The organism is Sorangium sp. So ce128, assembly GCF_051525245.1.
GTDB lineage: Bacteria > Myxococcota_A > Polyangia > Polyangiales > Polyangiaceae > Sorangium > Sorangium cellulosum_B.
The window spans coordinates 7,016,571-7,040,168 of record NZ_CP150313.1 but is presented as its reverse complement, the minus strand read 5'-3'; the positions used below and the strand labels follow the sequence as shown (position 1 = coordinate 7,040,168).

Below are 23,598 nucleotides of genomic sequence, written 5' to 3'. Positions count from 1 at the left end.
TCGTCTCGTTGGATTCCAGCGCGCGCCGGACGCCGTGAATCGATCAGCGACAGGCGACAGCGCGCTACTCGAGGTGCCACACCACGATGGCGATCGTCAGCGAGCCCAGCACGCCCGTGACGTAGATCGCGGCGGCGTGCTCCGGGAAGACCGCGGCGGCCGCCGCGCACGCCGCGCAGAGCGCGGCGGCTAGCCAGCTCGCCCTCGGCAGGCTCGGCGCGGCGGTCGCGTGGACGGCCGCGAAGAGGAGCAGGTTCGTCGCGAGCGCGCGCTCCACGGGCTCGTCCGTGATCACGGCGAGCGCCCGGTGAAGGAGCATCGCGACGAGCAGCACCTTCACCACGTGGCCGATCCGCCGGTTCACCGCGCTCTTCGAGAGAGGGCGGCGGAAGACCCGGAGCAGCGTGAGCCCCGCGAGCGCCGTGACGCAGCCCATGGCGAAGAGGTCCACGGGGCGGACCACCGGGACGACGCGGCCGATACCCACCGTCGCCATCACGACGCCGAGGGCGCCGATCAGGAGGCCGAAGCGGATGCGCTCGCGCCTGGAGACCGTGAGATCGAACTCGGAGCTCCTCGCCAGCTCGTCGGCGAGGACGCCCAGCAGATCGTCGAGCCTCGGCCACCGCTCCTCGGGCCGCGCGCGGAGCCCGCGCGCGAGCGCGCCCCGGACCCGCGCGGGCACCTTCGAGCCGGCCGGCGCCGGCCTCAGGAGATCGCGCCGCGCCCCGTCGAGCCGCGCTCGGACGTCCTCGCCCTCGAACGGCGGCTCCCCGTAGAGCGCCTCGTAGAGCGTGGCGCAGAAGCTCCACTGATCGCTCCTCGCCGTCGCCGGCTTTCGCTCGGCCTGCTCGGGGGCCATGTACGCCGGCGTCCCCATGAACGCGCTCCCGGCCGTGAGCGGCGCGTGGAGCGCGTCCTCCCCGGCGATCTCGGCTTCGGGGCCCCCGCTGGAGAGGGGCCGGTCCTCCTCGACGTGGAGGCGCGCGAGCCCGAAATCGGCGATGCGCGCCCGGCCGTCCTTGCCGATCAGGATGTTGTCCGGCTTGACGTCGCGGTGGACGAGCCCCTCCTGGTGCGCCGCCGCGAGGCCGCGGCCCGCCTGGATCCCCGCGGCGAGCGCGGCCTCCCACGCGCGGGGCTGCTCGCCGCGCAGGTCGCGGAGCGTCCGGCCGTCGACGAACTCCATCGCCACGAACACGCCCCGCTCGTGCTCGCCGATCTCGTAGATGGGGACGACGTTCGGGTGTGAGAGCCTGGCCATCACCTGCGCCTCGCGCACGAGGCGGGCCCGGTCGTCGGGCTCGAACCTCCCCGGCGCGATGAGCTTGAGGGCGACGCGGCGGTCGAGCTCCGCGTCGTAGGCCGCATAGACGACGCCCATCCCGCCCTGGCCGGCCTTGGCGAGCACCGTGAACCGCCCGATGCGCGCGCCGGGGCTCAGCGATTCGTCGCGGCCGGGGAGGGCGACGGCGGCGCCCTTCAAGAACCCGTCCGGCTGCTCGCCGTCGCTCCGGAGCAGGCTCCACACCTCCCGGAGGAGCTCCGGGCGGCCCGCGCACCGCGCCTCCAGGAACGCCCGGCGGTGCTCGTGGCGCTCATCGAGCGCCGCCTCGAAGAGCGCCTCTACCTCGCTCGGATCAAGGGGCGGGCTCATCTCCGCCGTGGAGCGCCCGGTAGAGCCACGCCTTGGCGAAGCGCCAGTCGCGCTCGACCGTGCGCGTCGTCACGCCCGAGAGCTCGGCGATCTCGTCCTCGGTCAGGCCCGCGAAGTAGCGCAGCATCACGATCTCGGCCTTGCGCGGGTGCTCCTGGCTCAACTTGCGCAGGGCCTCGTCGAGGGCGAGGAGGTCCTCGACGGGGAGATCGAGCGAGAGGGGCAGCTCGTGGAGGTCCTCCTCGGGGACGCGCACCTGATCGCCGCCCCGCTTCCGAGCGGCCTTGTGGCGCGCGTAATCGACGAGGAGATCGCGCATGGCCTGGGAGGCGGCGCCGAAGAAATGGGCGCGGCTCTGGAAGCGGGCCTCGCCGTCCCGGAAGAGCTTCTCGTACGCCTCGTGGACGAGCGCGGTGGGGCCGAGGGTCTGCCCGGCGCGGAGGTGGCGGACGCGGGCCAGGGCGATCGTCTTGAGCTCGGCATAGACGGCGCGGAGGAGGGCGTCCGTGGCGTCCCTCTGGCCCTCCTGGGCGGCGTGCAGGAGGCCCGTGATGGCCTCGCCGGCGCTCGGTCCGGGGGCGCGTCGGTCGCTCGCGTTCATGGGGGTGCGCCTCGATCAGGCCGGAGCGTACACCAAGTGGCCGCGCCGACGAGCCCGACCGCGCGCTCCATCTCACTTCGCTCTGCGCTTGCCCGTCCGCGCCTTCCGCTGCGTCGGCGCCCTCGGCTTCGTCCGCTCGGGTGGCGCCGCCTTCTCGGGCCGCGTGGCCAGGGCCACGACGCGCCCGAGCTCCTCGCGGAGCGCGTCGGCCCTGCTCTCGCCGAGCTGCTCGCGGACATGCTTCTGCGTCCGCTCCCACAGCGGGAACGCTGCCTCGATCGCGCGCTCTCCCTGGCGCGTCAGGGAGATGATGCGGACGCGCGCGTCGCCGGGCGCCCGCGCCACGCGGAGCAGGCCCGCCTTCTCGAGCGGCACGAGGTTCCTCGTGAGCGTCGTGCGATCCATGACGAGCCCGTCCGCGAGCGCGCTGAGCTGCACGCCCTCGTCGCCGCACGTCGCGACCGCGGCGAGCATCGTGAGCTGCGTCGCCTGGAGCCCCGCGGCGCGCAGGCTGTCGTCGTAGAGCCGCGTCAGCGCGCGCGACGCGCGGCGGACGCGCACGAGGGCGCACTGGCTCGCGATGATCTGGGCGGCGCGGGCAAAATCGGTCACCAGTGTATCTACACTGTTTCAACCGGGTCCGTCAAATCGCGGCCAGGATCGCGGCTTGACATCCGTTCAGGTGTAGCTACACCTATCTCGTCCTCGACGGCGTGGATCCGCCTCGTCCGCACGACGCCTGCTCGGCGTCGGCGGTCCTGGCGGCCCCGGCGCGCGCTGGCCGATCCCTCGATCGATCGGTCAGCAGTCGCCAGGGCCATGGCGGCGCCGAGGCGAGCATCGCGGCATCACCCGCGCGGCCGGGCCATGGGCCCGCGGCGCGCTCCGAGCATTTACGTGTAGGTACACTTATTAGAACGGCCCGAGCGGCGCAGCGGTGAGGAGCGCACGAACCATCGGCTGGCACGCGGTGCCAGGCGTGCGTCGACGCCGCGCGTGGGCGGGCTGCGTGGAGAGGATCTATGGGCGAGTTCTTCGTCGTTCCGTACTGCGTGAAGTTCGAGGACAGCATGGCTTACGGCAGCCATCACTACCTCACGAACTTCCGCTTCCAGTGCATCGCGCGCGAGACGCTCTACTTCGCCGAGGCCGCGGACGGCACGCTCCCGCACGAGGAGGATCGCGCCGCGATCCGGCTGCTCACCACCGAGGGATACAGCCGGAACCTCGCGCCGGTGCGCGTCGGCGAGCGCGTCGCGATCTTCATGAGCCTCGGCGCCGTGACGCGCTCGAGCGCGTACGGCTACTTCCGCACGGTCCGCTTCGACGGTGAGCCCGTGGCGTGCGGCTACCAGCGCATCGTCGCCGTCTCCGCGGCGAGCGACGAGCTCGCGCCGCTGCCCAGGTCGGTGACGGCGCACGTCGGGGCCCTCGACGAGCGCGTGCCGCACCAGCGCTTCGTCGAGCTCTGCCTGCGCGGCGGCTCCGCGCTGCGCGAGCTCTTCCCCGAGCGCCTGCTCCGGCACGCGGCCGAGGTCGCGCGGGGGCCGCTCCACGAGGCGCGCCCGCACAGGGCGCGGTGGGATGCGGAGGCCGCGGCGGGCGGGGAAGCCGCGCAGGGGCGCTCCGGGGAGGCCGCGCGGGAGGGCGGCGGCGTCGCCGGCAAGATCGCGCTGCTCCTGCCGGGCCAAGGCTCGTTCGACCTCCGGCTCCTGCGAGCGCTCCACGCGCGCTTTGACGCCGCGCGCGAGGCCGTCGCCGCGGCCGAGCCCGCGGCGCGCGAGCTGCTCGGCGCCTCGCTCGCGGCGCTCGTGACCGCGGGCGAGGCGGAGGCGCGGGCCGCCCTGGAGGCGTGCGTCGATCTCGATCAGCTCGGGATCCTCGTCCAGGACCACGTCGCCGTCGCGTTGCTCCGGTCCGCCGGGCTCGAGCCGGACGTCGTGGCGGGGCACAGCCTCGGGGAGATCGCCGCGCTGGCCGCGGGCGGCGCGTTTCCCCTCGCGACGGCCGCCGAGGTCGTGTGCCGCCGGGTGCTCGCCCTCCGCGGCGCGCCGCCCGGCCGCATGCTCGCCGCCCACACCGGCGCGGAGCGCCTGCGCGACGAGGTGCGTGCGCTCGGCCGGGACGACGTGTTCGTCGCGGTGGTGAACGCGGCCGATCAGGCGGTCGCGTCGGGCACGGCGGACGGCATCGCGGCGCTCGAGCGGCGGCTCACCGGCGCCGGCGTTCGCGCGACGGTGCTCGCGAGCCGCTACGCCTTCCACTCGCCGCTGCTCGCGCCGGCGGTCGGTCCGTTCGCGAGCGCCCTCGCGCGCGCCGGCGCGGCGCGGCCCGCGCTGGCCACGTACTCGCCGATCGATCGCGTCCACTACGGCGACGGCCCGCTCGCGCCCGCGCGCCTGCTCCCGATGCACCTCGTGACGCCGCTCGACTTCGAGGCGGCCGTGCGCGACCTCCACGCGGCGGGGGTCCGCACCTTCGTCGAGTGCGGCGGCGGCGGCGCCCTGACCGCGCTCGCGCGGCGGAGCGCGCCGTCCGGGCCCGATCTGCGCGTGATCTCGGCGTTCCGCGCCGGAGAAGACGTCGTGGCCGAGCACCGGCGCGTGATCGACGCGCTGCGCGCCGCGGGGCGCGCGCTCACGGCGGTCGCGCCGCGCCCGGAGGAGGAGCCGGACGGCCGCCGCCCGCGCGAGGCCGCGAGCCCCGCCGCCGCCGCGAGCTCCGCGAGCCCCGCCGCCGGGAGCCCGCGTGAGGCCGCCGCCGCCGCTGCGGATGCGACGCCGATCGCGATCGTGGGCATGGGCGCGGTGCTGCCGGGGGCCGGCGGCGTCGACGCCTACCTCGCGCAGCTGCTCGCGGGCACGTGCGGGATCGCCGACACCGGCGAGCGACACCCGGAGCTCGCGACCGACTTCCTGAACCGCGGCCGCGCCGCCGACAAGACCTACAGCCTGCTGGTCGGCACGGTCGACGCCCTCGGCCCGTACGCCGAGCAGACCGGTTACGACACGCGCGCGCTCGAGCGGCTGCCCAAGACGGCCCGCATGCTGGCGTGCGCGCTCGCCGAGGCCCGATCGCACGCGGCCGCGCTCCGCGGCGACGCGCCCCTGCGGATCGTGTGCCTCCTCGGGTCCACGGCCGACGGCTCGATCGAGCACGACGAGGCCACGCTGCTGCTCGGCGTCGAGCGCGCGCTCGACGGCGCCGCCGCGGACGAGGCGGCCCGCGCCGCCGTGGCGGGCGCGCTGGCGGCCGAGCTCGGGCTCGACGCCGGTCGGCGCGCGGCGTGCCGCGGCCACCTCGAGCCGCTCGCGCGCGTCGTGCGCGACGTGGTGGGAGAGGGCGCGCGCACCGTCCTCGTCGACGCGGCCTGCGCGTCGTCGATGCACGCGGTGCATCTGGGCGCCGCGATGCTTCGCCGCGGCCTCGCGGACGTCGTGATCGCCGGCGGCGCCTACCAGCCCGGCCCGACGAACGCGTGCCAGTTCTCGCAGTTCGGCGGGCTCTCCGCGACCGGCAGCCGCCCCTTCGACGCGTCCGCCGACGGCGTCGTGTTCGGCGAGGGCGCCGCGGTCGTCGTGCTCGAGCGGCTCGACGACGCCCGATCGCGGGGCGATCGCGTCGACGCCGTGCTCCTGGGCAGCGGCCTGTCGAGCGACGGCCCGAGCCCGTCGGTGACGGTGCCGCAGCGCCGCGGGCAGGCCCTGGCGATGCGGCGCGCCCACGCGCGGGCCGGCGTCGAGGCGCGGAGCGTCCAGTACGTCGAGGCGCACGCCACGGCGACGCCCGTCGGTGACGCCACCGAGTTCCAGGCGCTCGCCGAGGTGTTCGCGAGCGACGCCGGCGCCCCGCGCATCACCCTGGGCAGCGTCAAGTCGCTGCTCGGCCACACGGGCTGGACCGCTGGCGTCGCGTCGCTCATCAAGGTCGTGCTCGCGATCCGGGAGCGCACGCTCTTCCCGCAGCACGGGTTCCAGGCGCCGAGCGCGCGCATCGATCTGGCGCGCTCGCCGTTCGCCATCCCGACGGCGGCCGCCCCCTGGATCGCCGAGGGCGGAGCCCCGCTGCGCGCCGCGCTCGACAGCTTCGGCTTCGGCGGCACCAACGCGCACCTCGTCGTCGAGGAGCACCGCCCCGAGCGCCACCCTCCGCGCGCGCGCCCGCGCGGAGGAAGCCGCGCGCTGTGCGTCGTCGGGCTCGGGTCCGTGTTCCCAGCCACAGGCGGCGCGACCGCGGGCGCCCCGTCGGACGCCCTCGCGTTCGACGAGGGCGCGCTCCGGCTGCCGGCCCGCGCGCCGGTCCTCCCGGACGCCCTCGAGGCGATGGACCCGACGCAGCTGCTCGCGGCGATGGCCGCGGAGGAGGCGCTCTCGGCGCTGCCCGCGCGCGAGCTCTGCGAGCGCATCGGCGTCGTCGTCGGCCACGAGGGCAAGACGCGCCGCGGCGCGCGCGCCAACGAGCGCATCTTCGCCGACCGCGTCGCGCGGGCGCTCCGGGCGCGCGGCGTCAGCCCCGCGCTGGCCTCCGCGACGGCCGACGCGCTCCGCGCGGGATCGCCCGCGACGGGGCCGTACACGCAGCCGGGCAACATGCCCAACGTCATCTCCGGGCGCGTCGCCAACGTCTTCGGCCTGCGCGGGCCGAACTTCGTCGTCGACACCTCGGCGACCTCGCTGCTCGACGCGCTCGCGGCCGCCGATCTCGTGCTCGACGAGGACTGCGACGTCGTGCTCGCGGGGGCCGTCAACGCCTTCAGCGACGACGTCGCGCGGGGCGCGTCCGCTAGCTGTGACCCGCGGCCGGTCGGCGAGGCGGCGCTGCTCGTCGCGCTGTGCACCGAGGACACCGCCGCGCGCCACGCCTGGCCGGTGCTCGCTCGCCTGCACCTCGTCGCCGGCGCGGCGGAGGGCGCCGCCGGCGCGGCGGGGCGCGGCCCCTCGGCCCGCGAGCTCGCGGTCGGCGGATCGAGCGCGCGGCTGCGCGGGGCCGAGGGCGCCGTCGAGCTCCACGCGGCGATCCGCGGCGCGCGCGCGCACGGCGCCGCGCTGGTGCGCTGGCCGTCCGATCCCCGCGCCGTCCAGGTCACGCCTCCCGAGGCCGCGACGGTCGCGCCGGCGCGAGCGGCCTCGGGCTTCGCGACGGGCACGCCGATCCACGGCTTCGTCCCCGAGATCGCCCCCGCGCCGGCGACGGGGCCGGCGGCGCGCGTCCCGTCCCGCGTCCTCTACGTCTGCACCGACGCGGCGCTCGCCGCGGAGGTGCGGCGCGCCGCCCGCTCCGACGAGGAGCGCGCGCGCGTCCTCGCGCTCGCCGTCGAGGAGGCGTCCGGCGCCGCGGAGCCCGGGATCCCGCGCGACCTCGCGGCGCCTGGGGCCGAGGCGTCCGGCGGTGCGCCCTCGCTCGACGCCCGCGACGAGGCGCGGCTCGGCGCGTCGTTCGCGGCCCTGGCCCCCGATGACGTCGATGCGGTCGTCGTGCTCACCCGCGCCACCGACGCGCTCGCGTTCGTCGACGGCGCGCCGGGCTCGTACAGGCCGGCGCTGCGCGCGCTGTTCGGCGCTGCGCGCCGCTATTACGGCGCCATCTCGCGCGGCGAGGTGGCCTTCGCCGCCGTCGTCGCCTCCGCCGTGGACCTCCACGGGCGGCTCGCGCCGGTGAGCGGCGCGGTCGGCGGCTTCGTGAAGTCCCTGGCGCGCGAGCTCCCGGGCGGCGACGTGCGCGTCGTCCACACCGACGCGCGCGACGCCGCGGCCGCGCTCGGCGCGCTCTCCGAGGAGTGGCGGCGCGCCCGGCCCGCCGTTCCCGAGGAGGTGGTCGATCTCGGCGGCGCGCGGCACGCCGTGCAGCTCGCCCGCGCCTCCGCGAGGCCGCGCGCGCGCGCCGTGCCGCAGCTCGGCGCCGATTCGGTCGTGCTCGTCACGGGCGGCGCGCGCGGCATCACGGCGGAGCTCGTCGAGGGCCTGCTCGACCGCTTCGGCTGCCGCGCCGTGCTCCTCGGCCGCTCGCGGCTGGAGGACGCTCCGGCCCGCGCGCTCGCGATGACCGACGCGGCGTTCGACGCGTACGAGCGGGACTTCTATGCCGAGGCCCTGCGCGAGAGCCCGGGCCTGCGGATGGGCGTCCTGCGCGACCGCTACGCGCGCCTCCGCGCGGCGCGCGAGGCGCACCGGGTCCTCGCCCAGCTGCGCGCCGGTGGCGCCGGTGGTCGCGTCGTCGACTACCACGCCGTCGACGTGACGCGCGGCGAGGACGTCGACCGCGCCGTCGCGGCGGTCGCGGCGGCGTACGGCCGGGTCGATCTGGTCGTGCACGGCGCCGGCATCCAGGTGTCGAGCCGGCTCACGTCGAAGCCGCTCGATCTGTTCGAGCGGATCGTCGACACGAAGCTCGCCGGCCTCGCCCACCTCCGCCGCGCCCTCGCGCGCCACCTGCCCGACGCGCGCCCGCACGTCCACCTCGTCACCTCGGCGTTCAGCGTGCTCGGCAACGACGGGCAGCCGGACTACGGCGCGGCGAACGAGGCGATGAACCGCGCGGCGGCGTACTTCGCCGCCGAGGCGGGCGCGGGCCCGTGGTCGAGCATCGCGTGGCTCGGCTGGAACGGCGTCGGTATGACCGCCGGGTCCGAGTACAGCGCGCTCGGCGCGGCGCGCGGGCTCCGGGGCGTCGAGCCGGAGGAGGGGAGGCAGATCTTCCTCGACGTCGTCGCCGAGCCGCCCGCCGGCGCGGCCCAGGTCCTGCTCAGCGACGGCGAGATCGAGCGCTTCGCCCCCCGCATCGTCGAGGCGGATGCGTCGGATGTGGTGGTCGCGGCGGACGGCGCGTCCGCGAGCGCGTGGACGCTCGATCCACGCGTCGATCCGTGGCTCTCCGACCACCGGGCGCGCTCGAGCGCCGTCGCTGCCGGGGCGTTCCTCGTCGACCTGGCCGTCCGGCACGCGCTCGCGACCTCGGGCGGCGGCGCGCTCGTCCGCGAGGTCCGCGACGTGCGCTTCCTCGAGTTCCTGCGCCTCGCCGACGACGCGCCGCGCGACGTGCGCGCGGTGACGATCCGCCGCGAGCGCCTCGCCGGCGGCCGCGTCGCGTGCGCCGTCGAGGTGCGCGGCGACTTCGTCCACCGGTCGGGCGTGACCCTCCGCGCCGGCGTGGTCTTCGCGACCTGCGTGGTCGAGCTCGGCCCGATCCACGTCGACCGCGACGGCCTGGCTCCGCGGCACGTCGGCCGGGTCGACGGGCCCCTGGTGCGCGACCCCTACGCGAACCCTGGCTCGCCTGTCCGGCACGCGGGCTGGTTCGATCACCTCGGCACCTTCGTGCTCGGGGCCGCGCTCAAGGAGGCCCGGTTCCGCCTCACGACCGACGGCGCCCTCGCAGGGCAGCGCGGGGCCGCCACGCCGTTCCTGCTGCTCGACGCGCTCCTGTCGCTGGGCACCCTGCGCCGCGACGAGGCGGGCGCGTTCCCGGTGTGCGCCGCGGGCGGCGTCGACCGGATCCGCTTCGGGACGGCGGCCAACGACCTCGCGCTCCGCGACGCGGGCGTCCCCATCCGGCTCGTCGCCACGGTCCCGACCGCGGCGGGCGACCGCGTCCTCGGCGCGTGGGCGCAGGCGCTCGACCCCTCGGGCGGCGTGCTTCTGGAGGTCGAGGGGCTCGAGGGGCGCGCCGTGGGGCGCGTGGCCGCGGACGCCCGCCCGGCGGCGCAGGCGACGCTGACGCTGGGGGCGCCGTGACGCCGCCGCTCGCGATCGCGGTCGCGCGGGCGGACGCCGAGGCCGCGGCGCGCCTCGAGCCCTACCTGACGGCCGGCGAGCGCCGCGCGTGCGCCGCGCAGCGCGTCGCGGCCCGGCGGGCGCAGTCCGCGTGCGCGCGCGTCGCGGCGAAGTGGCTGCGCCTCGAGCTCGCCGCCGGCCGCGGCGCGCCGCTGGTCGCGCTGGACGCGGCCTCGCTCGAGGCGCACCCGCGCGCCGACTACCTCGCCTGCGCGGTGACGGGGCCGTGCGGCCGTCGCCCGCGCTTCGAGGACGGCGCGTTCGCGCTGTCGCTCTCGCACGCGGGCGAGCTCGCGGCGGCCGCGGTCACCACCGCGCGCGCGGTCGGCGTCGACGTCGAGCGGGTCGAGGCGCGCGCGGCGAGCTTCGCCGACGAGCACTTCACCCCGCGCGAGCGCGAGGGCCTCGCGCGGGGCGCCGCGGCGGGCGCCCCGCGCGCCGCCCTCGAGACGTTGCTCTGGAGCGCCAAGGAGGCGCTCTACAAGACGGGGGCGCTCGCGCTGCCGGCGCGGTTCTCGTTCCAGGACATCGACGTCGCGTTCCCGCCGGGGGGCGCGCGCCTCGCGCAGCCCTCGGTCCGCTCCTTCGCGCTGGGCGCGCGGGGCGGGCAGTTCTTCGGCCGGGCCGTGCTGACCGGTGCGTTCGCGCTCGTCGCGGCCGTCCCGGTCCCGCCGGTCGCCGCTCTCGGATGAATGGCACTTACCAAATACGAGGTTTCGACGATGCAATCTCATGATCTCCTCGACCATGTTCGCTCCGTCTTCGTGCGCATGACGCGCTACCCCGACGCGGTCGTCGTCGCCGACGCCGATCTGGAGCAGGACCTCGGCATCGACTCCGTGAAGCGCGGCGAGATCCTCGCGACGCTGCGCGCGGATTTCGGTCTCCCGAACGCCCTCAAGGCGGCGCCCGACGAGCTGCGCACGGTGGCCCGCGTCAGCGAGTTCCTGTCGCGAACGATCGCGGCGAGCGCGGAGGCCGGAGAGCACGCCGAGGGTCACGTGGAGACCGGAAACCACGCCAATGGCCATGTCGAGGCCAGAGCGCATGCCAATGGCCACGTGGAAGCTGAAGGGCACGCCAATGGTCATGTGGAAGCCGGAAGGCACGCCAATGGCCACGTGGAGGCCGGAAGGCACGCCAATGGCCACGTGGAGGCCGGAAGGCACGCCAATGGCCATATGGAGGCCGGAAGGCACGCCAATGGCCACGCGGGCGAGGCGCTCCACGTCGTGGTCCAGGCGCTCGCGGACGCGACCCGCCACCCGGTCGATCTGCTCGTCCCCGACGCGCGGCTCGAGGAGGACCTCGGGGTCGACCGCCGCCGCCGCGACGAGCTCCGCGCGCTCCTCTGGCAGCGCGGCGCCCAGCCGGGCGCGCTCGAAGTGGCGCTCGACGAGGCCCGCACGGTCGGCGATCTCGCGCGCCTCGTCGAATCCGCGCCGCCCGCGCCGGTCACCGCGGCGCGCGCCCCTCTGGCCCCCGCGGCGCAGCGGGCGCTCCCTGCCCCCGGGGTGGCGCTCGCGGGCAAGACGGTCCTCGTGACCGGATCGAGCCGCGGGCTGGGCCGCGCCATCGCCGCGAAGCTCGGGCGCGCCGGCGCGCGGGTCGTCGTCAACAGCTTCCACTCGCGGGACGACGGCGAGGCGGTCGCCGACGAGATCCGCGGGGCCGGCGGCGACGCGGTGCACGTCTGGGGCTCGGTCGCCAACCCCGCGCACATCGACAGGCTCTTCGACGCGATCGCGCGCGACGTCGGCGAGCTGGACCACTTCGTCAGCAACGCGTCGAACGGCCGCTTCGGCCCCCTCGAGCAGACGACCCCGGAGCACTGGGAGCTGGCCTTCCGCACGAACGTCATCGGCTACCACCTGTGCGCCATGCGCGCGGCGCGCCTGATGGAGCGCCACGGCGGCGGGCGGATCGTCGCGCTCTCGTCGAACGGCTCGTCGAGGTACCTCGAGCACTTCGGCGCCATGGGCGCCGTGAAGGCGGCGGTGGAGTCGCTCACGCGCGCGCTCGCCGTCGAGCTCGCCCCGCGCAACGTGCAGGTCAACTGCGTCTCCGCCGGGCCGATCTACGGCCATGTGACGAGCAACTACCCGGATCACGAGCGGATCCTCCCGTACTGGGAGTCGCGCACGCCGGGCGGCCGGCTCTGCACCGAGGACGACGTCGCCGAGGCCGTCCTGCTGCTGCTCTCGGACGGGGCGCGGAGGATCAACGGCGCGACGCTCACCGTCGACGGCGGAGGCTCGCTGTGCATCTGACCGCGGCGATGACGGTGACCGGCGCCGGGGTGCGCCCGGCGCCGGTCCGCGCGGAACAGCTCACGTCAGCTTCCTTGGAGCTCGCGAAGAAGGAGGAATCATGAGTGCCACGCTCGATCGGCAGCCCCCGGGCCCTGGCCCGCTCGCCAGCCTGCGGTACCTGGCGAATTTCAGGACCGGTAACATGCGTCATTACGAGGACCTCTTCGCGCGCTATGGCGACGTCGTGCGCCTGCGGGCGCCCGGGGCCGAGGACTTCGTCATGGCGTTTCATCCGAACGACATCGCGCACGTCCTTCGCACGAACGCCCGGAACTACCCCAAGGGGAAGCGCTACCACGAGCTCGCGCCCGTGCTGGGCTGGGGCCTCGTGAACAGCGAAGGCGAGCTCTGGCGGCGCCAGCGCAGGCACGTGCAGCCCCAGTTCAACCACGCCAACACGCTCAAGTTCGTCCCCCTCATCGTCGACCACATGGACGCCGTGCTGCGGCGCTGGGACGCCCAGCCGGGCGAGTTCGAGCGGGACATCAACGACGACATGATGGACGTGACGTTCGGCATCGCGGGCGAGGCGTTCTTCGGCGCCGCGCTGGAGGCCCACACGGACACCGTCCGCGAGGCGTTCAAATATGCGCTCTCGATCGCGCTCAAGCGGATGTACTCGCTGGTCAACCCGCCCCTGTCCTGGCCGCTGCCCAGCCACCTGCGCTTCCGCCGGGCCATGGACCGCGTGCACACCGTGATCGACGGCATCATCGACGGCTACCAGCGCGGCGCGGGCGGCGAGGACAACGTGCTCGTCCGCCTCATGAACTCCGTCGACCCCGAGACCGGCGCCAAGATGGACCGCGCGCAGCTGCGGGACGAGATCAAGACCATCCTGATGGTCGGGCACGAGACATCGAGCGTCACCGCCTCGTGGGCGCTGTACCAGATCGCGCAGCACCCCGAGGTGTGCGCCCGCCTCACCGACGAGATCGATCGCGTCCTCGGCGGCCGGTCTCCGACGGCCAGGGACATCGAGTCGATGCCTTACCTCACCATGGTCTTCAACGAGTGCCTCCGGCTCCTGCCCTCCGTGCCGTTCATCCTCCGCAGCCCGCGGGAGGACGACGCCCTCGGCGGTTACCAGGTCGCCGCGGGATCGACGGTGGCCATCGTCCCGTGGGTCACGCACCGGCACCCGGAGTTCTGGAGCGATCCGCTGGAGTTCAAGCCCGAGCGCTTCGCGAACCACCGGCGGAGCGCGGACGACAAGCTCGCCTTCATCCCCTTCGGCGCCGGCCAGCGGATCTGCCTGGGGGAGTTCATGGGGCAGCTGGAGGGCAAGATCATGGTCGCGATGGCGCTGCAGCGTTATCGGCTCCGGCTGGTCCCCGGCTTCGACCCGCGTTGCCGCGGCTTCATCTCGCTGCAGCCGGTGAACGGGATGCGCATGATCCTGAAACGGCGGGAGCCGTCGAGCGCCGTACGCGCGGCGCCGGCAGGGCGGGAGGAGCCCGCGGCGGCGGAGCCTGCGGTGACGGAGCCCGCGGCGGCCGCCATGCGAGCTCACGGCTGCCCGTACAGCGCCCGGGCCTGAGGGCCTGGGCTCGGCGCACCTGGCCGGCGGCGCGACCGCCCGGCCTCTTCTCTCGGGTGGAGCCCCGGCCATCATTTTTTTCTCGGTCCATGTCAGGCCCCGGGGAGCCGCGGCGAAGTAACAGGCAGGCAGGCGGACGGCTCGGGACGAACCCCTGAGCGCTGCCTTCTTTCACGGCACTGGCGCCGCCGGCGCGCCGCGCGCTCCGACGAGGAGAGCGCGCGCTCCAGGCGAGAAAGGCATCCCTTCCCATGCGGACCCCCATGCTCACGGTATCTCGATCGATCGTCCTCACCCTGGCGGCGAGCCTCGCGGGCTGCGTCGCGGCCGGTCCTGCCGATGAGCCTGAAGACGAGACGATAGCCGCGGCCTCTGGCCCGCTCGTCGCGGACCGGGCCAGCTTGCCGACGCCGGCGGCCTACTGGAGCTTCGACACCTGCGCGGCCGGCGCGATCACGCGCGTTCGCGAGGACTCGGGCCGGGGGGCGTTCGGCGTGATGTCCGGCCGCCGCCTTTGCAGCCCCGGATGGTCCCTGTCGGCCGGTGATTTCGACGGGGCAGGGGATCGTGTGGAGATCAGCAGCGAGGGGAGGAGCTACCTCCACTTCCAGGACCGGATCACGGCGGCGGCCTGGGTCAACCCGCGGAGCGTGACGGGCAGCCGCACCATCGTCAACCAGTGGTACGCCGCGGACTCGTTCCTGCTCGGCATCGACAACGGCAAGTACTTCTTCTCCGTGGCCTTCCCCGACGGAGGCGCCGGCCGGCGCGCGATCGTCCATGCCCCGGCCGTCGCCAACGCGTGGGCGCACGTCGCCGGCGTGTACGACGGCGCGGCGCTCAAGCTCTACGTCAACGGCGTGCTCCGCGCGTCGACGCCCGCGTCGGGCGCGCTTCAGCAATCGACGCGGCCGATCGTCATCGGCGGACACCCCAGCTGGAACGCCTACAATGGCCTGATCGACGAGGTCCGCCTCTACCAGCAGGCCCTGAGCGACGCGCAGGTGGCGCAGCTCGCGGGGGGCGAGGTCTACCCGGTGAGGGCGTATTACGTCTATCCGAGCGACCAGCCGTATCACCAGGAGTACGTCGACGCCATCAACACGTACCTCGACGAGCTGCGCGGCTGGTACCGCGAGGAGTCGGGCGGCTCGTTCCACCTGGTGGGCTTCGTCCAGCCGGTGCGCTCGTCCCAGAACTACCTGACCATGCGCTGCGGCCCGACGCCGACGAGCGCCTGCCAGAGCAACCCGCAGGAGCTCCCGAACTGGCTCAACGCGGTGTCACAGGCCGTCGGCGGCTTCCCGGCGCGGCAGTCCACGCTGGTCTTCGCGCAGGGCGGCGGCGGCTGGGCGGGCGCCAACCTCTATGGCGACTACACCGGGTTCGCCCTCGTGGGCGACTGGGTGCTGGAGCCCCTCTCCGGCGTGCGGGAGCCGCTCGCGCTCCACTGCGGATACGCCACGTGGCAGTGCAGCGGCGGCGTGCCGAAGGGGACCGTCGCCCACGAGCTCGGGCACTCGTTCGGCCTGCACCACCCGGACGGCTACTCGGGCACGACGATCATGGCGTGGCACGGCGACTATCCGACGACCGACTTCCTCGATCACGAGCAGATGATCCTCCAGGAGAGCCCGATGCTCTCGTCCGGCGTGTTCGTGCGCGGCGGGCTCTGGCTCGACTTCAACAACGCCGACGTCATGCACTGGAACACGACGGTGGGCCTGACCGGCTCGGGCTTCGGGCCCGGCGCGCAGGTCGAGTTCGTGGACGCCACGCACACCGCCCTCGCCAGCCCGACCAGCATCGGCGCGACGAGCCTCACGGTGCAGGTCCCGAGCGGCGTCGGCCCCGGGTACATCCGCGTGCGCAACGGGAGCGGCGCGAGCAACAAGGTGCCGGTGAACTTCCATCCATGAAGGGGGCGGTTCTCGAGGTGACGCCGCGGCGCTGACGAGCGGCGTCATCGCTGGCCACCTCGAGCGACGGCGCCCGCCAACCCTGGCAGGCGCCGTCGCGGTCTCTCGCGCAGCGCCTGTGCGGCGCGGGCCGTCGCTCTTCGCTCCGACGGCCCTGCGCGCGACCTCTCTTCAGCCTCCGACCGTCATTGCTGGCCCAGGACGGCCCACCCGCCCCACGTCGTCTGCACGCCTGCGCGGAGCTCATGCGTCACGCCCTCGTCCAGCCATCGCACGGTGGCCCATCCCACGTCTTTGACGAGCCCCTGGTTCAGGGCGTAGAGGGCCTTCGCGGAGCCGTCGGGCTTCGGAGCGACCTTGTAGGTCGCGAGCGGCACACCCCTCGTCGAGTAAAGCGTCATCGAGACGTTGGGCATCGACTCCCTCTGCGCGATGAACAGGTACAGCGTCCGAGCGCTCAGGACGTACGCCGCGCACGCGCCGCACTGAGGATCTGCCGGTTGCATGGGCTCGTCCTTGATCCGGCGTTGCGGCTGCGGCCGCGTACCGAATGACAGCGCCTGCGCCGCCTGGCCGGTCTCCGTGGCCGACTCGACGGGCGTGGCGTCCATCGATGGACCGCACGCGGTGAGGACAAGGGCGCTCAGACCGAAAATCGAGGTACGCATCGTTCACATCCTCCGTAGGCCGTCTCCGGGGTCGAGCTGTTCTTCGCCGTCGCCTCCCGGCCTCTGACAGATCTCGAGCGTTCTCCGGGGCTGTCAGGGGACCAGCGCCCGGAAGCTCGCCCAGTCGCTCGACGGATCCGCGCGCAGCGCCGCGAGGGTCGCCTCGCGGAGCTGCTCGCCCGGCTCTCCCCGCTCGCCGGCGTAGAGCGCGGCCATCACCCGCTCAGCCAGCGCGTCGTCGACCGGGCGCGACGCCGCGATCACCGAGCGCGCCCCGGCGATCAGCAGCGCCTGGGCCAGGCCGAGCCCGAGCCCCCGCGCCCCGGGCGCCGCCTCCGTGCGCGCCGTGTCGCAGCCGGACAGGACCGCCCGCGCGGGCGCTCGGCGCAGCGCCAGGATGTCGCCCACGGCGAGCTCGCTCCCGCCGGAGAGGGCGAGGCTGCTGTCCCAGCCGTCGAGGCCCCCGAAGACGCCGTGGCCCGCGTAGTGGAAGAGCGCGAGCCCGGGCTCCTCCAGCGCGCCGGCCACCGCGCGGCGCGTGGCGAGCCCGCCCGACAGCCGCTCGACGCGCAGCCCCTTGCCGGTGAGCGCCGCCGCGACCGCGTCCGCCTCGCGCCGCGCGGCCGGCAGATCGCGCCGCGGATCCGCGACGACGAGCGCGCGCTCCGGCGCTCGCCCCGCGCCGGCGCCCTCCGCGGGCCGCGGGCCGCCCCGGGGCAGATCCAGGCCGTACGTCACCGGCATGCGCGCGACGAGCGGCGCGCCGTCCCAGGGCAGGGCGTGGAAGTCGACGCGAGCGAGCTCGCCATGGGCGGCGACGCGGAGGCGCGTCGCGGCGCGCAGCTGCGCATCGAACGGCGCGAGCAGCCGCGGGGCCAGCGCCGCGGCGGGGGCCGAGGCGTCGAGCGCCGGCAGCCGCCTGGCCACGACGCCGCCGCCGGTGACGGCGAAGCCGGCCCATCCTTCGCGGATCGGATGGACCACGAGCATCAGCTCGCCCTCGTCCAGCGCCGGCGCCGCCTCGACCTCCACCGCCGCGGGCTCCCCCTGTCGCACCAGGAGCAGCGCCTCCTCCAGCCGCGCGCGGATCGACCGCCCGTGCGCAGCCCGGGCGACACGGACCGCCTCGAGCTCGTCGGACGAGAGCCGCCAGTCGTCGCGCCCCTCCTCGTCGAAGGCCGCCCGCGCGTCGTGGTACGCCGCGAGGGCGCGCTCCCAGCGCGCCCGCTCCTCGCCGCCGAGCGCCTCGATGCGGTCGATCCAGCGGAGCGCCGCGAGCGCCCGCGCGCGTGATCGCCGCGCGGCGCGCGCGGCGCGGCGCGGATCGCGCCGGAGCAGGAGGTCGACGAGCCGCCGCGCGCTCTCCTCGAGGCGGCCGAGGTAACCGCCCCGGCCCTGCCCGAGCGGCACGAGCGCGCCGAGGTCGCCCCGCAGCTCCTCCGCTTGCTCGTAGGCCACGGCGGCCATGTCGAGCCGCCCCATCGCCTCGAGCGCGCGCCCGCGGCCGAGCGCCGCGCGGTAGCGGCCCTCCGGCAGCTCGCTCGCGTCCGCGAGCCGCGCGAGCCGGCCGTAGATCTCCAGCGCGCTCGCTGGATCGCCGCTGCCCAGCGCGACGCGCCCCTCGATCTCGAGCCAGTACATCGCCACGCCGGCGTCGGGGCGCGCGTCCGTCCGCCGGGCCTCGTCGAGGAGGGCGCGCGCCGCGTCCGTCTGGCCGGCTTCCAGCTTGGCGAGGGCCAGGTTCGTCAGCGCGTTCGCGCGCTTCGCCGGCTTCGGGCACGCGGCCCCGTACAGATCGAGCGCGGCCGTGAGCGGCGACTCGGCGTCCGCGAGGGCTCGAGGCCGCTCGGCGCCCTCGGGCGGCCCGCTGGACCCGCCGCTCGCCCAGGCGACCTGCAGGGCGTTCCAGCCGAGGTCGTTCAGCAGGGAGGCGCGCTCGCACGGGGCCCTCCCGGCGGGGGAGGACGCCTGCACGTCGCGCAGCAGCGCCCGCGCCTCCAGCGGTCGGCCCAGGGTCTGGAGCACGTCGGCGCGCTCCTGAAGCACGTGCAGCCGGTGGTCGCTCAGGCCGAGGCGCTCCGCGCCCGCCGCCGACGCGTCCAGCTGCCGGAGCGCCGCGCGCAGGTCGCCCGCCTCGGACGCGAGCAGCGCCGCGTAGTACGGCTTCACCGCGCGCCCTTCCGGATGGCTCGCCTCGAGCGGCCCGAGCGCGTCGAGCGCCGCCCGCGCCTCCGCGAACCTGCGCCCGTTGAAGAGGAGCGCGTACGAGAGCGCGAAGCGGTCGAGGAACTCGTCGGAGATCCGCCCCGCCGCCCGGTGCGCCCGGATCGACGCCTCGAAGCCCGCGATCGCCTCCGGGATCCTGCCGCGCGCGAGGTCCACGCGCGCGCGCTTGCCGATCGCCAGGGCCTGGACGGCGGGGTCCGCGCCGGACGCCAGCGCGTCGAGCGCCGAGGACGCCGCGTCGAGGTCGCCGCTCCGGCGCAGCGCCTCGGCTTCCTTCAGCCGGGGCGCGTCGATGGCCGGGCGGAGCTCCAGGCGGAACGACGCGCGCCCGCCGCCCCGCTCGGCGGTCACCGAGAGGGCGCGGGCGCCCTCCGGGACGGGGACGCGCGCCAGCACGCCTCCCTGGACGCGTGCCCCATCGAGCGCGGAGAGCGGGGTGTCCGCCGCGGCGGCCGCGTCGGCGGCGATCGCGACGCGGGCGTCCGCGGGGGCCTTCACCCAGATGCGGAGGGTCCGGTCGTCTGGAAGCGCGCAGGCGGGTCCGGCGTGCACGGCGCTGCAGCCGGCGAACTCCACCTCGAGGGGCGGCGCGGGCGCCGCGGCGGTCGCCAGGGCCGCGGACGCCCCGGAGGTCGCCGCGGCCGCGGTCCCCGTCGGGCGGCGCGCGTCGCATCCCGGCGCCAGCGCCGCCGCGCCGAGGATCGCTGCGCCCAGCGCGGGCCGGAGCGCTCGCCAGCGCGTCATGGGTCCTTCGAGGGCGCGGCGGGTCGGGCGGTGGGGAGGGGGGGCGGCGCTGCGCGCGGCAGGAGGAGCACGTTGAATCGCAAGATTCTGAATTTATTATCTTTTTCTTCTTCGGACGGCCGCGCGTGCGCCAGTCCGGCCGCGCTGTCTGGCAGCGCCGCCGGCCGTCCGATCGCGATCGCGATCTCCCACTCGCCCTCGGGCACTCCAGGGAAGAGCGTCTCCGTGTCGCCTTCGATGCGCGCAGCGCCCTGCTCCGAGAGGTCGGCGTGCACGTCCCAGGGGCGCGCCGTTTCGCCCTGGATCAGGAAGGCGCGCACCGCGACGGGGCCGTCGACCCGGGTTGCGGGCCGCAGGGTGATCTCGAGCCTCGATCCGGGCCCGAGCCGCGCGGTCGCGTCGGCGCCGCTGGAGGCGGAGCGCTCGCGGACCTCGCCGCCTGCGAGCGTCATGGCGTAGGCGGGCACCGGGAGCATGGCCACCGCGCCCGGATCGTCGAGCAGGCCGCGCGGATGGTGCCTGTCGCCCTCCAGCGAGAGCCGCACGACGAGGACCGCCGCGGCGGCCGCCGCCAGGGCCGTCGCCGCGATCCGCCAGGGCGCTCGGCCCGGCTTTCGCGGGAGCGGGAGCACCTGGCCGCCGCGCGCCGCCGCCGCGCGCTGTCCCGGAGGTGACGGGCCTGCCGCCGCGGCGGCGCCTCCCGTCTCCGCGCCTCGCTCGCCCGCGCTCGCCTGCAGCCCGGCCAGGATCCGGTCTGCGATCCTCGCCCGCGCCTCGCCGTCCAGCGGGCGTGACGCCTCCCACGCCTCGCGGTCCTCCGGAGAGCGCTGCGCCTCGGCCTCCAGCGCATCGCGCTCGCCGGCCTCGAGCGTCCCCAGCGCCCTCGCTGACCAGCGCGGATCGCTCGCCCGGTCGTGCTCGCGCGCGGCGCGCGCCAGCGCCTTCAGCAGATCGTCGCCGTTCATCGTCCCCCTCCCGGGCTCGCCGCGCTCGGCGAGGCGCCGCGCCCTCTCGGCTCTGCTTCGGCCGCGAGCTCCGCGGCGATCTGCCGGACGAGCCGGGCGATGCGGCTCCGCCACGCATACACGGCGTCCGCCGTCATGCCCGTGATGGTGCACGCTTCCTCGGTGGATCGCTCGTCGACGAGCAGCAGGTAGAAGAGCTCCATCCCGCGCTCGCTCAGCCGATCGCGGAGCGTTCGCGCGATCGCCGCGAGCAGCTCCCGCGAGATCGCCGCGGGCTCCGGCGACACGGAGGCGCCGTCCGCGCGCTCGAGCGCGTCGTCCTCGGTGGGCTGCTCGGTCCAGGGGTTCCTGCGGCGGCTGCGCAGGATCGAGCACGCCTCGCGCTCGGCCACGAGCCCCACGAAGCTCGTGAGCGGCAGCCCCCGGCCGGCGTCCCACTGGCGCAGCGTGCGCCCGCCGTCCGCGAAGAGCGAGAGGAACACGCTCTGGGTCAGGTCCTCGACCTCCTGCCGGACGTCGCGGTGCCCCGCGGCCCGCCGGCGGCGGAGCAGCGGCCGCATCACCCGCTCCTGGATGGTGGGCGTCAGCAGGTCGACGAGCGCCCTCACCGCGGCCGGCTCTCCCGCCACCGCCCGCGCGATGAGCGCGGCCTCCGGGCTCGGCGGAGCGGCGCCCGGGGATCCCCGCCGCGCGTCCTCGGCGATCGTCCGCGGCTGCGCGGGCAAGGGAGAGCTCGGGGCCATCAGCGCACGGATAAACGCGCTCCACACGGCCGTCAATCCGGCCACGTCTCCGCCGCGCGGCCCGCGCGGGCCGTTGGCTGGAATCGAAATCCAATCGATCGCGGCACGCTTACCCGGCGACGTCGGGCGAGGCGCGAGGTCGCAAGGTCATGACGCGCGCCTCCCGCGCTTCCCACGCTTCCCACGCTTCTCACCCAAGCTCCGGCCTCGTTGTCTGTATCATCGCCTCATGAGGCACCGCGGGGGACGGGGCTCGAGGGGATGGCCATCACGGCGGCTCGGGCCGACAGGAGCGCTGGCCGTCGCCGTCCCGCTCCTCTGTGCCTCGCTGTGGCCGTCGGTGGCCCGCGCCGACAGCTACGAGCGGTGCGTCCGCGAGGCGGCGACCCAGGCCGAGATCGACGCCTGTGCCCCCAAGGACGAGCCCCTCGAGGTGAGGGTGCGGGCGAAGTCGCCGGCCCGGAGCGCCTCCGACGTCGAGGCGGACGCGCAGGTCCTCGCCGCGGCGCCGCACGGCTCGGTCGCCGACGTGCTGCGGGTCCTCCCGGGCGTCTTCATGAGCGATCGCGGCCTGCCCGGTCGCGCGCCGCACCTGTCGCTGCGCGGCTTCGACGGCACCTCGGGTCAAGACGTCGAGATCTTCGCCGGCAACATCCCGATGAACCAGGTCTCGCACATCCGTGCTCCTGGATATGCCGACATGCGCCTCATCATGCCGGAGGTGGTCCGTTCCGTCCGGATCGCCAGCGGCCCTCACGACCCGAGGCAAGGCGATTTCGGTGTCGCCGGCTCGCTCCGCATGGATCTCGGCCTGGAGGCGCCGGGCTTCTGGTTGAAGGGGGGAGTCGGCTCGTTCGGGACGAGGCGTGTCCTCATCGCGTTTGCGCCCGAGCACGACGAGATGATGGACACGTTCGCGGCCTTCGAGACCGACGCCACGGACGGGCCGGGCGGCGTGCGCGGCGGCGAGCGCAGCTCCTTCGTCGGGCAGCTCGGCGGGGGCGAAAACCAGGTCCAGTTCCGCGCGACGGTGGCCATCGGCTCGGCGCGCTTCGACTTTCCCGGCTACCTGCCGCAGGGCCCCGTGGAGCGGGGCGCCGACCCCTACGCGGCGCAGCGGCCGCTCGGCCGCGATAGGACATCGCAGGCGCTCGTCGGCTCCGATGTCCTGTGGAGCCTCGGCGAGGGCACGATGGGCATCGGCGGCTTCGCGGGCAAGACCAAGACGACGTTTCACCAGAACCTCACCGGGTACGCGCTCGACCAGCTCGCCGGCGAGCCGATCGTCCGGAGCGACGACAGCGAGATGGTGAACGACGCCTCGACCTTCGGCCTCACGGTGCTTTACCGCCATGGCGTCGAGATCACCTCGAAGCGCGATTCCATCGAGATGGGCGCCTACGCGCGCGTGGACACGGTCGACCAGACCGACGCGCGCCTGTTCGAGGACGGCACGAAGAACGCCGCGCTCGTCGACGCAACGATCGACGCCACGAACGTGGCCGCCTATGCCGATCTCTCGCTCTACCCGATCAAGCGCGTGGTCGTCCGTGGCGGCGCGCGCCTCGACTCGCTCTCGTACGGCGTGCGGGATCGCACGAGCAACGCCGGGCTCGAGCGCACCGCGCAGGGCTTCGTCGTGTCGAGCAAGGCCATGGCCGACATCGCGGTCAGCGGCGGTGTGCACCTCGTGGCGAGCTACGGCGAGGGGTTCCGTTCCCCGCAGGCGCGCGACCTCGACGAGGGCGAGCGCGTGCCGTTCACCAAGGTGCGCAGCGTCGAGGCGGGCGTCCGGCTCAAGGCTGGCAAGACCTTCCAGGGCTCGGCCGTGGGGTTCGGCTCGTGGCTCGGCAATGACCGCGTGTTCGACGCGGCGTCCCGGCAGCACGTCGAGGCCCCGCCGTCGGTGCGCGCAGGCGCGCAGGTCGTGATGAGCGCGCGCTCCGGCCCGTTCGGCGCGCACCTGAGCGGGACGTACACCCACGCTCGCTTCACCGGGTCCGACGCGCGCTTCGCGGAGGGCGACCCGGTGCCCTATGCGCCGGCGTTCGTCCTGCGCGACGACGTGTTCGCCTCGGGGGTCGTCGGCCGGCTCTCCGGCAAGGAGGTGACGGTCCGCGTGGGCGCCGGCGTCGAGGGCATGGCGGGTCGCTCCCTCCCGGGCGGGCGGGACGGCAAGGACGCTGTCAGCCTCGATGCCGTCGCGGCGGTCGGGTGGCGCGGCATGGAGCTCGCCCTGAACGGCACGAACCTCCTCGGCCTGCAGTATTACGACGCGCAGTACGTCTACGCCTCGAGCTTCGTGAAGGACAGCGCGCCCCCGCCGCCGTCGCCGCACGTGCTCGTCGCGGCGCCGACTGCGTGGATGCTGACGCTCCAGATCCACCTCCGTGGCAAGGAGCGCGCGCCGGAGCCGGCCTATTAGCAGCCCTTTTCAGCGGAGAAATTGAACAG

The 23,598-nt window shown here is 75.2% G+C and carries 13 protein-coding genes; 6 read left to right on the top strand and 7 right to left on the bottom strand.

Annotated elements, in window-relative coordinates:
* Positions 1 to 64: 64 nt before the first annotated feature.
* The 3 genes from WME82_RS26715 to WME82_RS26705 all read right to left on the bottom strand — a co-directional run bounded on the left by WME82_RS26715 (position 65) and on the right by WME82_RS26705 (position 2,870).
* Entirely contained in the window at positions 65 to 1,657 is a 1,593-nt protein-coding gene (locus WME82_RS26715) for a serine/threonine-protein kinase (protein ID WP_438037604.1), read from the bottom strand.
* Positions 1,641 to 2,258, bottom strand: a complete 618-nt coding sequence (locus WME82_RS26710; RefSeq protein ID WP_438037603.1) for an ECF-type sigma factor — start codon at positions 2,256 to 2,258, stop codon at positions 1,641 to 1,643. Before WME82_RS26710 ends, WME82_RS26715 begins: the two co-directional genes overlap by 17 nt.
* A 72-nt stretch (positions 2,259 to 2,330) precedes the next feature.
* Entirely contained in the window at positions 2,331 to 2,870 is a 540-nt protein-coding gene (locus WME82_RS26705) for a MarR family winged helix-turn-helix transcriptional regulator (protein ID WP_438037602.1), read from the bottom strand.
* Between the two features lie 410 nt (positions 2,871 to 3,280).
* On the opposite strand from WME82_RS26705, the gene WME82_RS26700 reads away from it, so the two are divergent.
* The 5 genes from WME82_RS26700 (at position 3,281) to WME82_RS26680 (ending at position 15,798) form a co-directional block, all read left to right on the top strand.
* Entirely contained in the window at positions 3,281 to 9,988 is a 6,708-nt protein-coding gene (locus WME82_RS26700; RefSeq protein ID WP_438037601.1) for an SDR family NAD(P)-dependent oxidoreductase, read from the top strand.
* A complete protein-coding gene (locus tag WME82_RS26695; protein ID WP_437911417.1) occupies positions 9,985 to 10,719 on the top strand; it encodes a 4'-phosphopantetheinyl transferase family protein in 735 nt (244 codons plus the stop codon). The genes WME82_RS26700 and WME82_RS26695 overlap by 4 nt, the downstream gene beginning before the upstream one ends.
* A 30-nt stretch (positions 10,720 to 10,749) precedes the next feature.
* Complete coding sequence (locus tag WME82_RS26690) at positions 10,750 to 12,297, top strand: SDR family oxidoreductase (protein ID WP_438037600.1); 1,548 nt, start codon at positions 10,750 to 10,752, stop codon at positions 12,295 to 12,297.
* A gap of 100 nt (positions 12,298 to 12,397) precedes the next feature.
* The gene (locus WME82_RS26685) at positions 12,398 to 13,879 is read left to right on the top strand and encodes a cytochrome P450 (RefSeq protein WP_438037599.1); all 1,482 of its coding nucleotides are present in this window, start codon (positions 12,398 to 12,400) and stop codon (positions 13,877 to 13,879) included.
* A gap of 251 nt (positions 13,880 to 14,130) precedes the next feature.
* On the top strand, positions 14,131 to 15,798 hold the full coding sequence (locus tag WME82_RS26680; protein WP_438037598.1) for a LamG-like jellyroll fold domain-containing protein: 1,668 nt from the start codon (positions 14,131 to 14,133) through the stop codon (positions 15,796 to 15,798).
* Between the two features lie 185 nt (positions 15,799 to 15,983).
* Here the strand turns inward: WME82_RS26680 and WME82_RS26675 are convergent, their stop codons facing one another.
* The 4 genes from WME82_RS26675 to WME82_RS26660 all read right to left on the bottom strand — a co-directional run bounded on the left by WME82_RS26675 (position 15,984) and on the right by WME82_RS26660 (position 21,144).
* Complete coding sequence (locus WME82_RS26675) at positions 15,984 to 16,466, bottom strand: hypothetical protein (protein WP_438037597.1); 483 nt, start codon at positions 16,464 to 16,466, stop codon at positions 15,984 to 15,986.
* 93 nt (positions 16,467 to 16,559) lie between these two features.
* Complete coding sequence (locus tag WME82_RS26670) at positions 16,560 to 19,436, bottom strand: CHAT domain-containing protein (RefSeq protein WP_438037596.1); 2,877 nt, start codon at positions 19,434 to 19,436, stop codon at positions 16,560 to 16,562.
* On the bottom strand, positions 19,433 to 20,401 hold the full coding sequence (locus WME82_RS26665; protein WP_438037595.1) for a hypothetical protein: 969 nt from the start codon (positions 20,399 to 20,401) through the stop codon (positions 19,433 to 19,435). Before WME82_RS26665 ends, WME82_RS26670 begins: the two co-directional genes overlap by 4 nt.
* Positions 20,398 to 21,144: an RNA polymerase sigma factor gene (locus WME82_RS26660; RefSeq protein ID WP_438037594.1), complete on the bottom strand. Its 747-nt coding sequence runs from the start codon at positions 21,142 to 21,144 to the stop codon at positions 20,398 to 20,400. Before WME82_RS26660 ends, WME82_RS26665 begins: the two co-directional genes overlap by 4 nt.
* A 340-nt stretch (positions 21,145 to 21,484) precedes the next feature.
* Between WME82_RS26660 and WME82_RS26655 the strand changes: the two genes are divergently transcribed.
* Positions 21,485 to 23,569 carry a TonB-dependent receptor gene (locus WME82_RS26655; protein ID WP_438037593.1) on the top strand — a complete coding sequence of 695 codons (2,085 nt, stop codon included), beginning with the start codon at positions 21,485 to 21,487 and terminating at the stop codon, positions 23,567 to 23,569.
* The last annotated feature ends 29 nt before the right edge of the window (positions 23,570 to 23,598 follow it).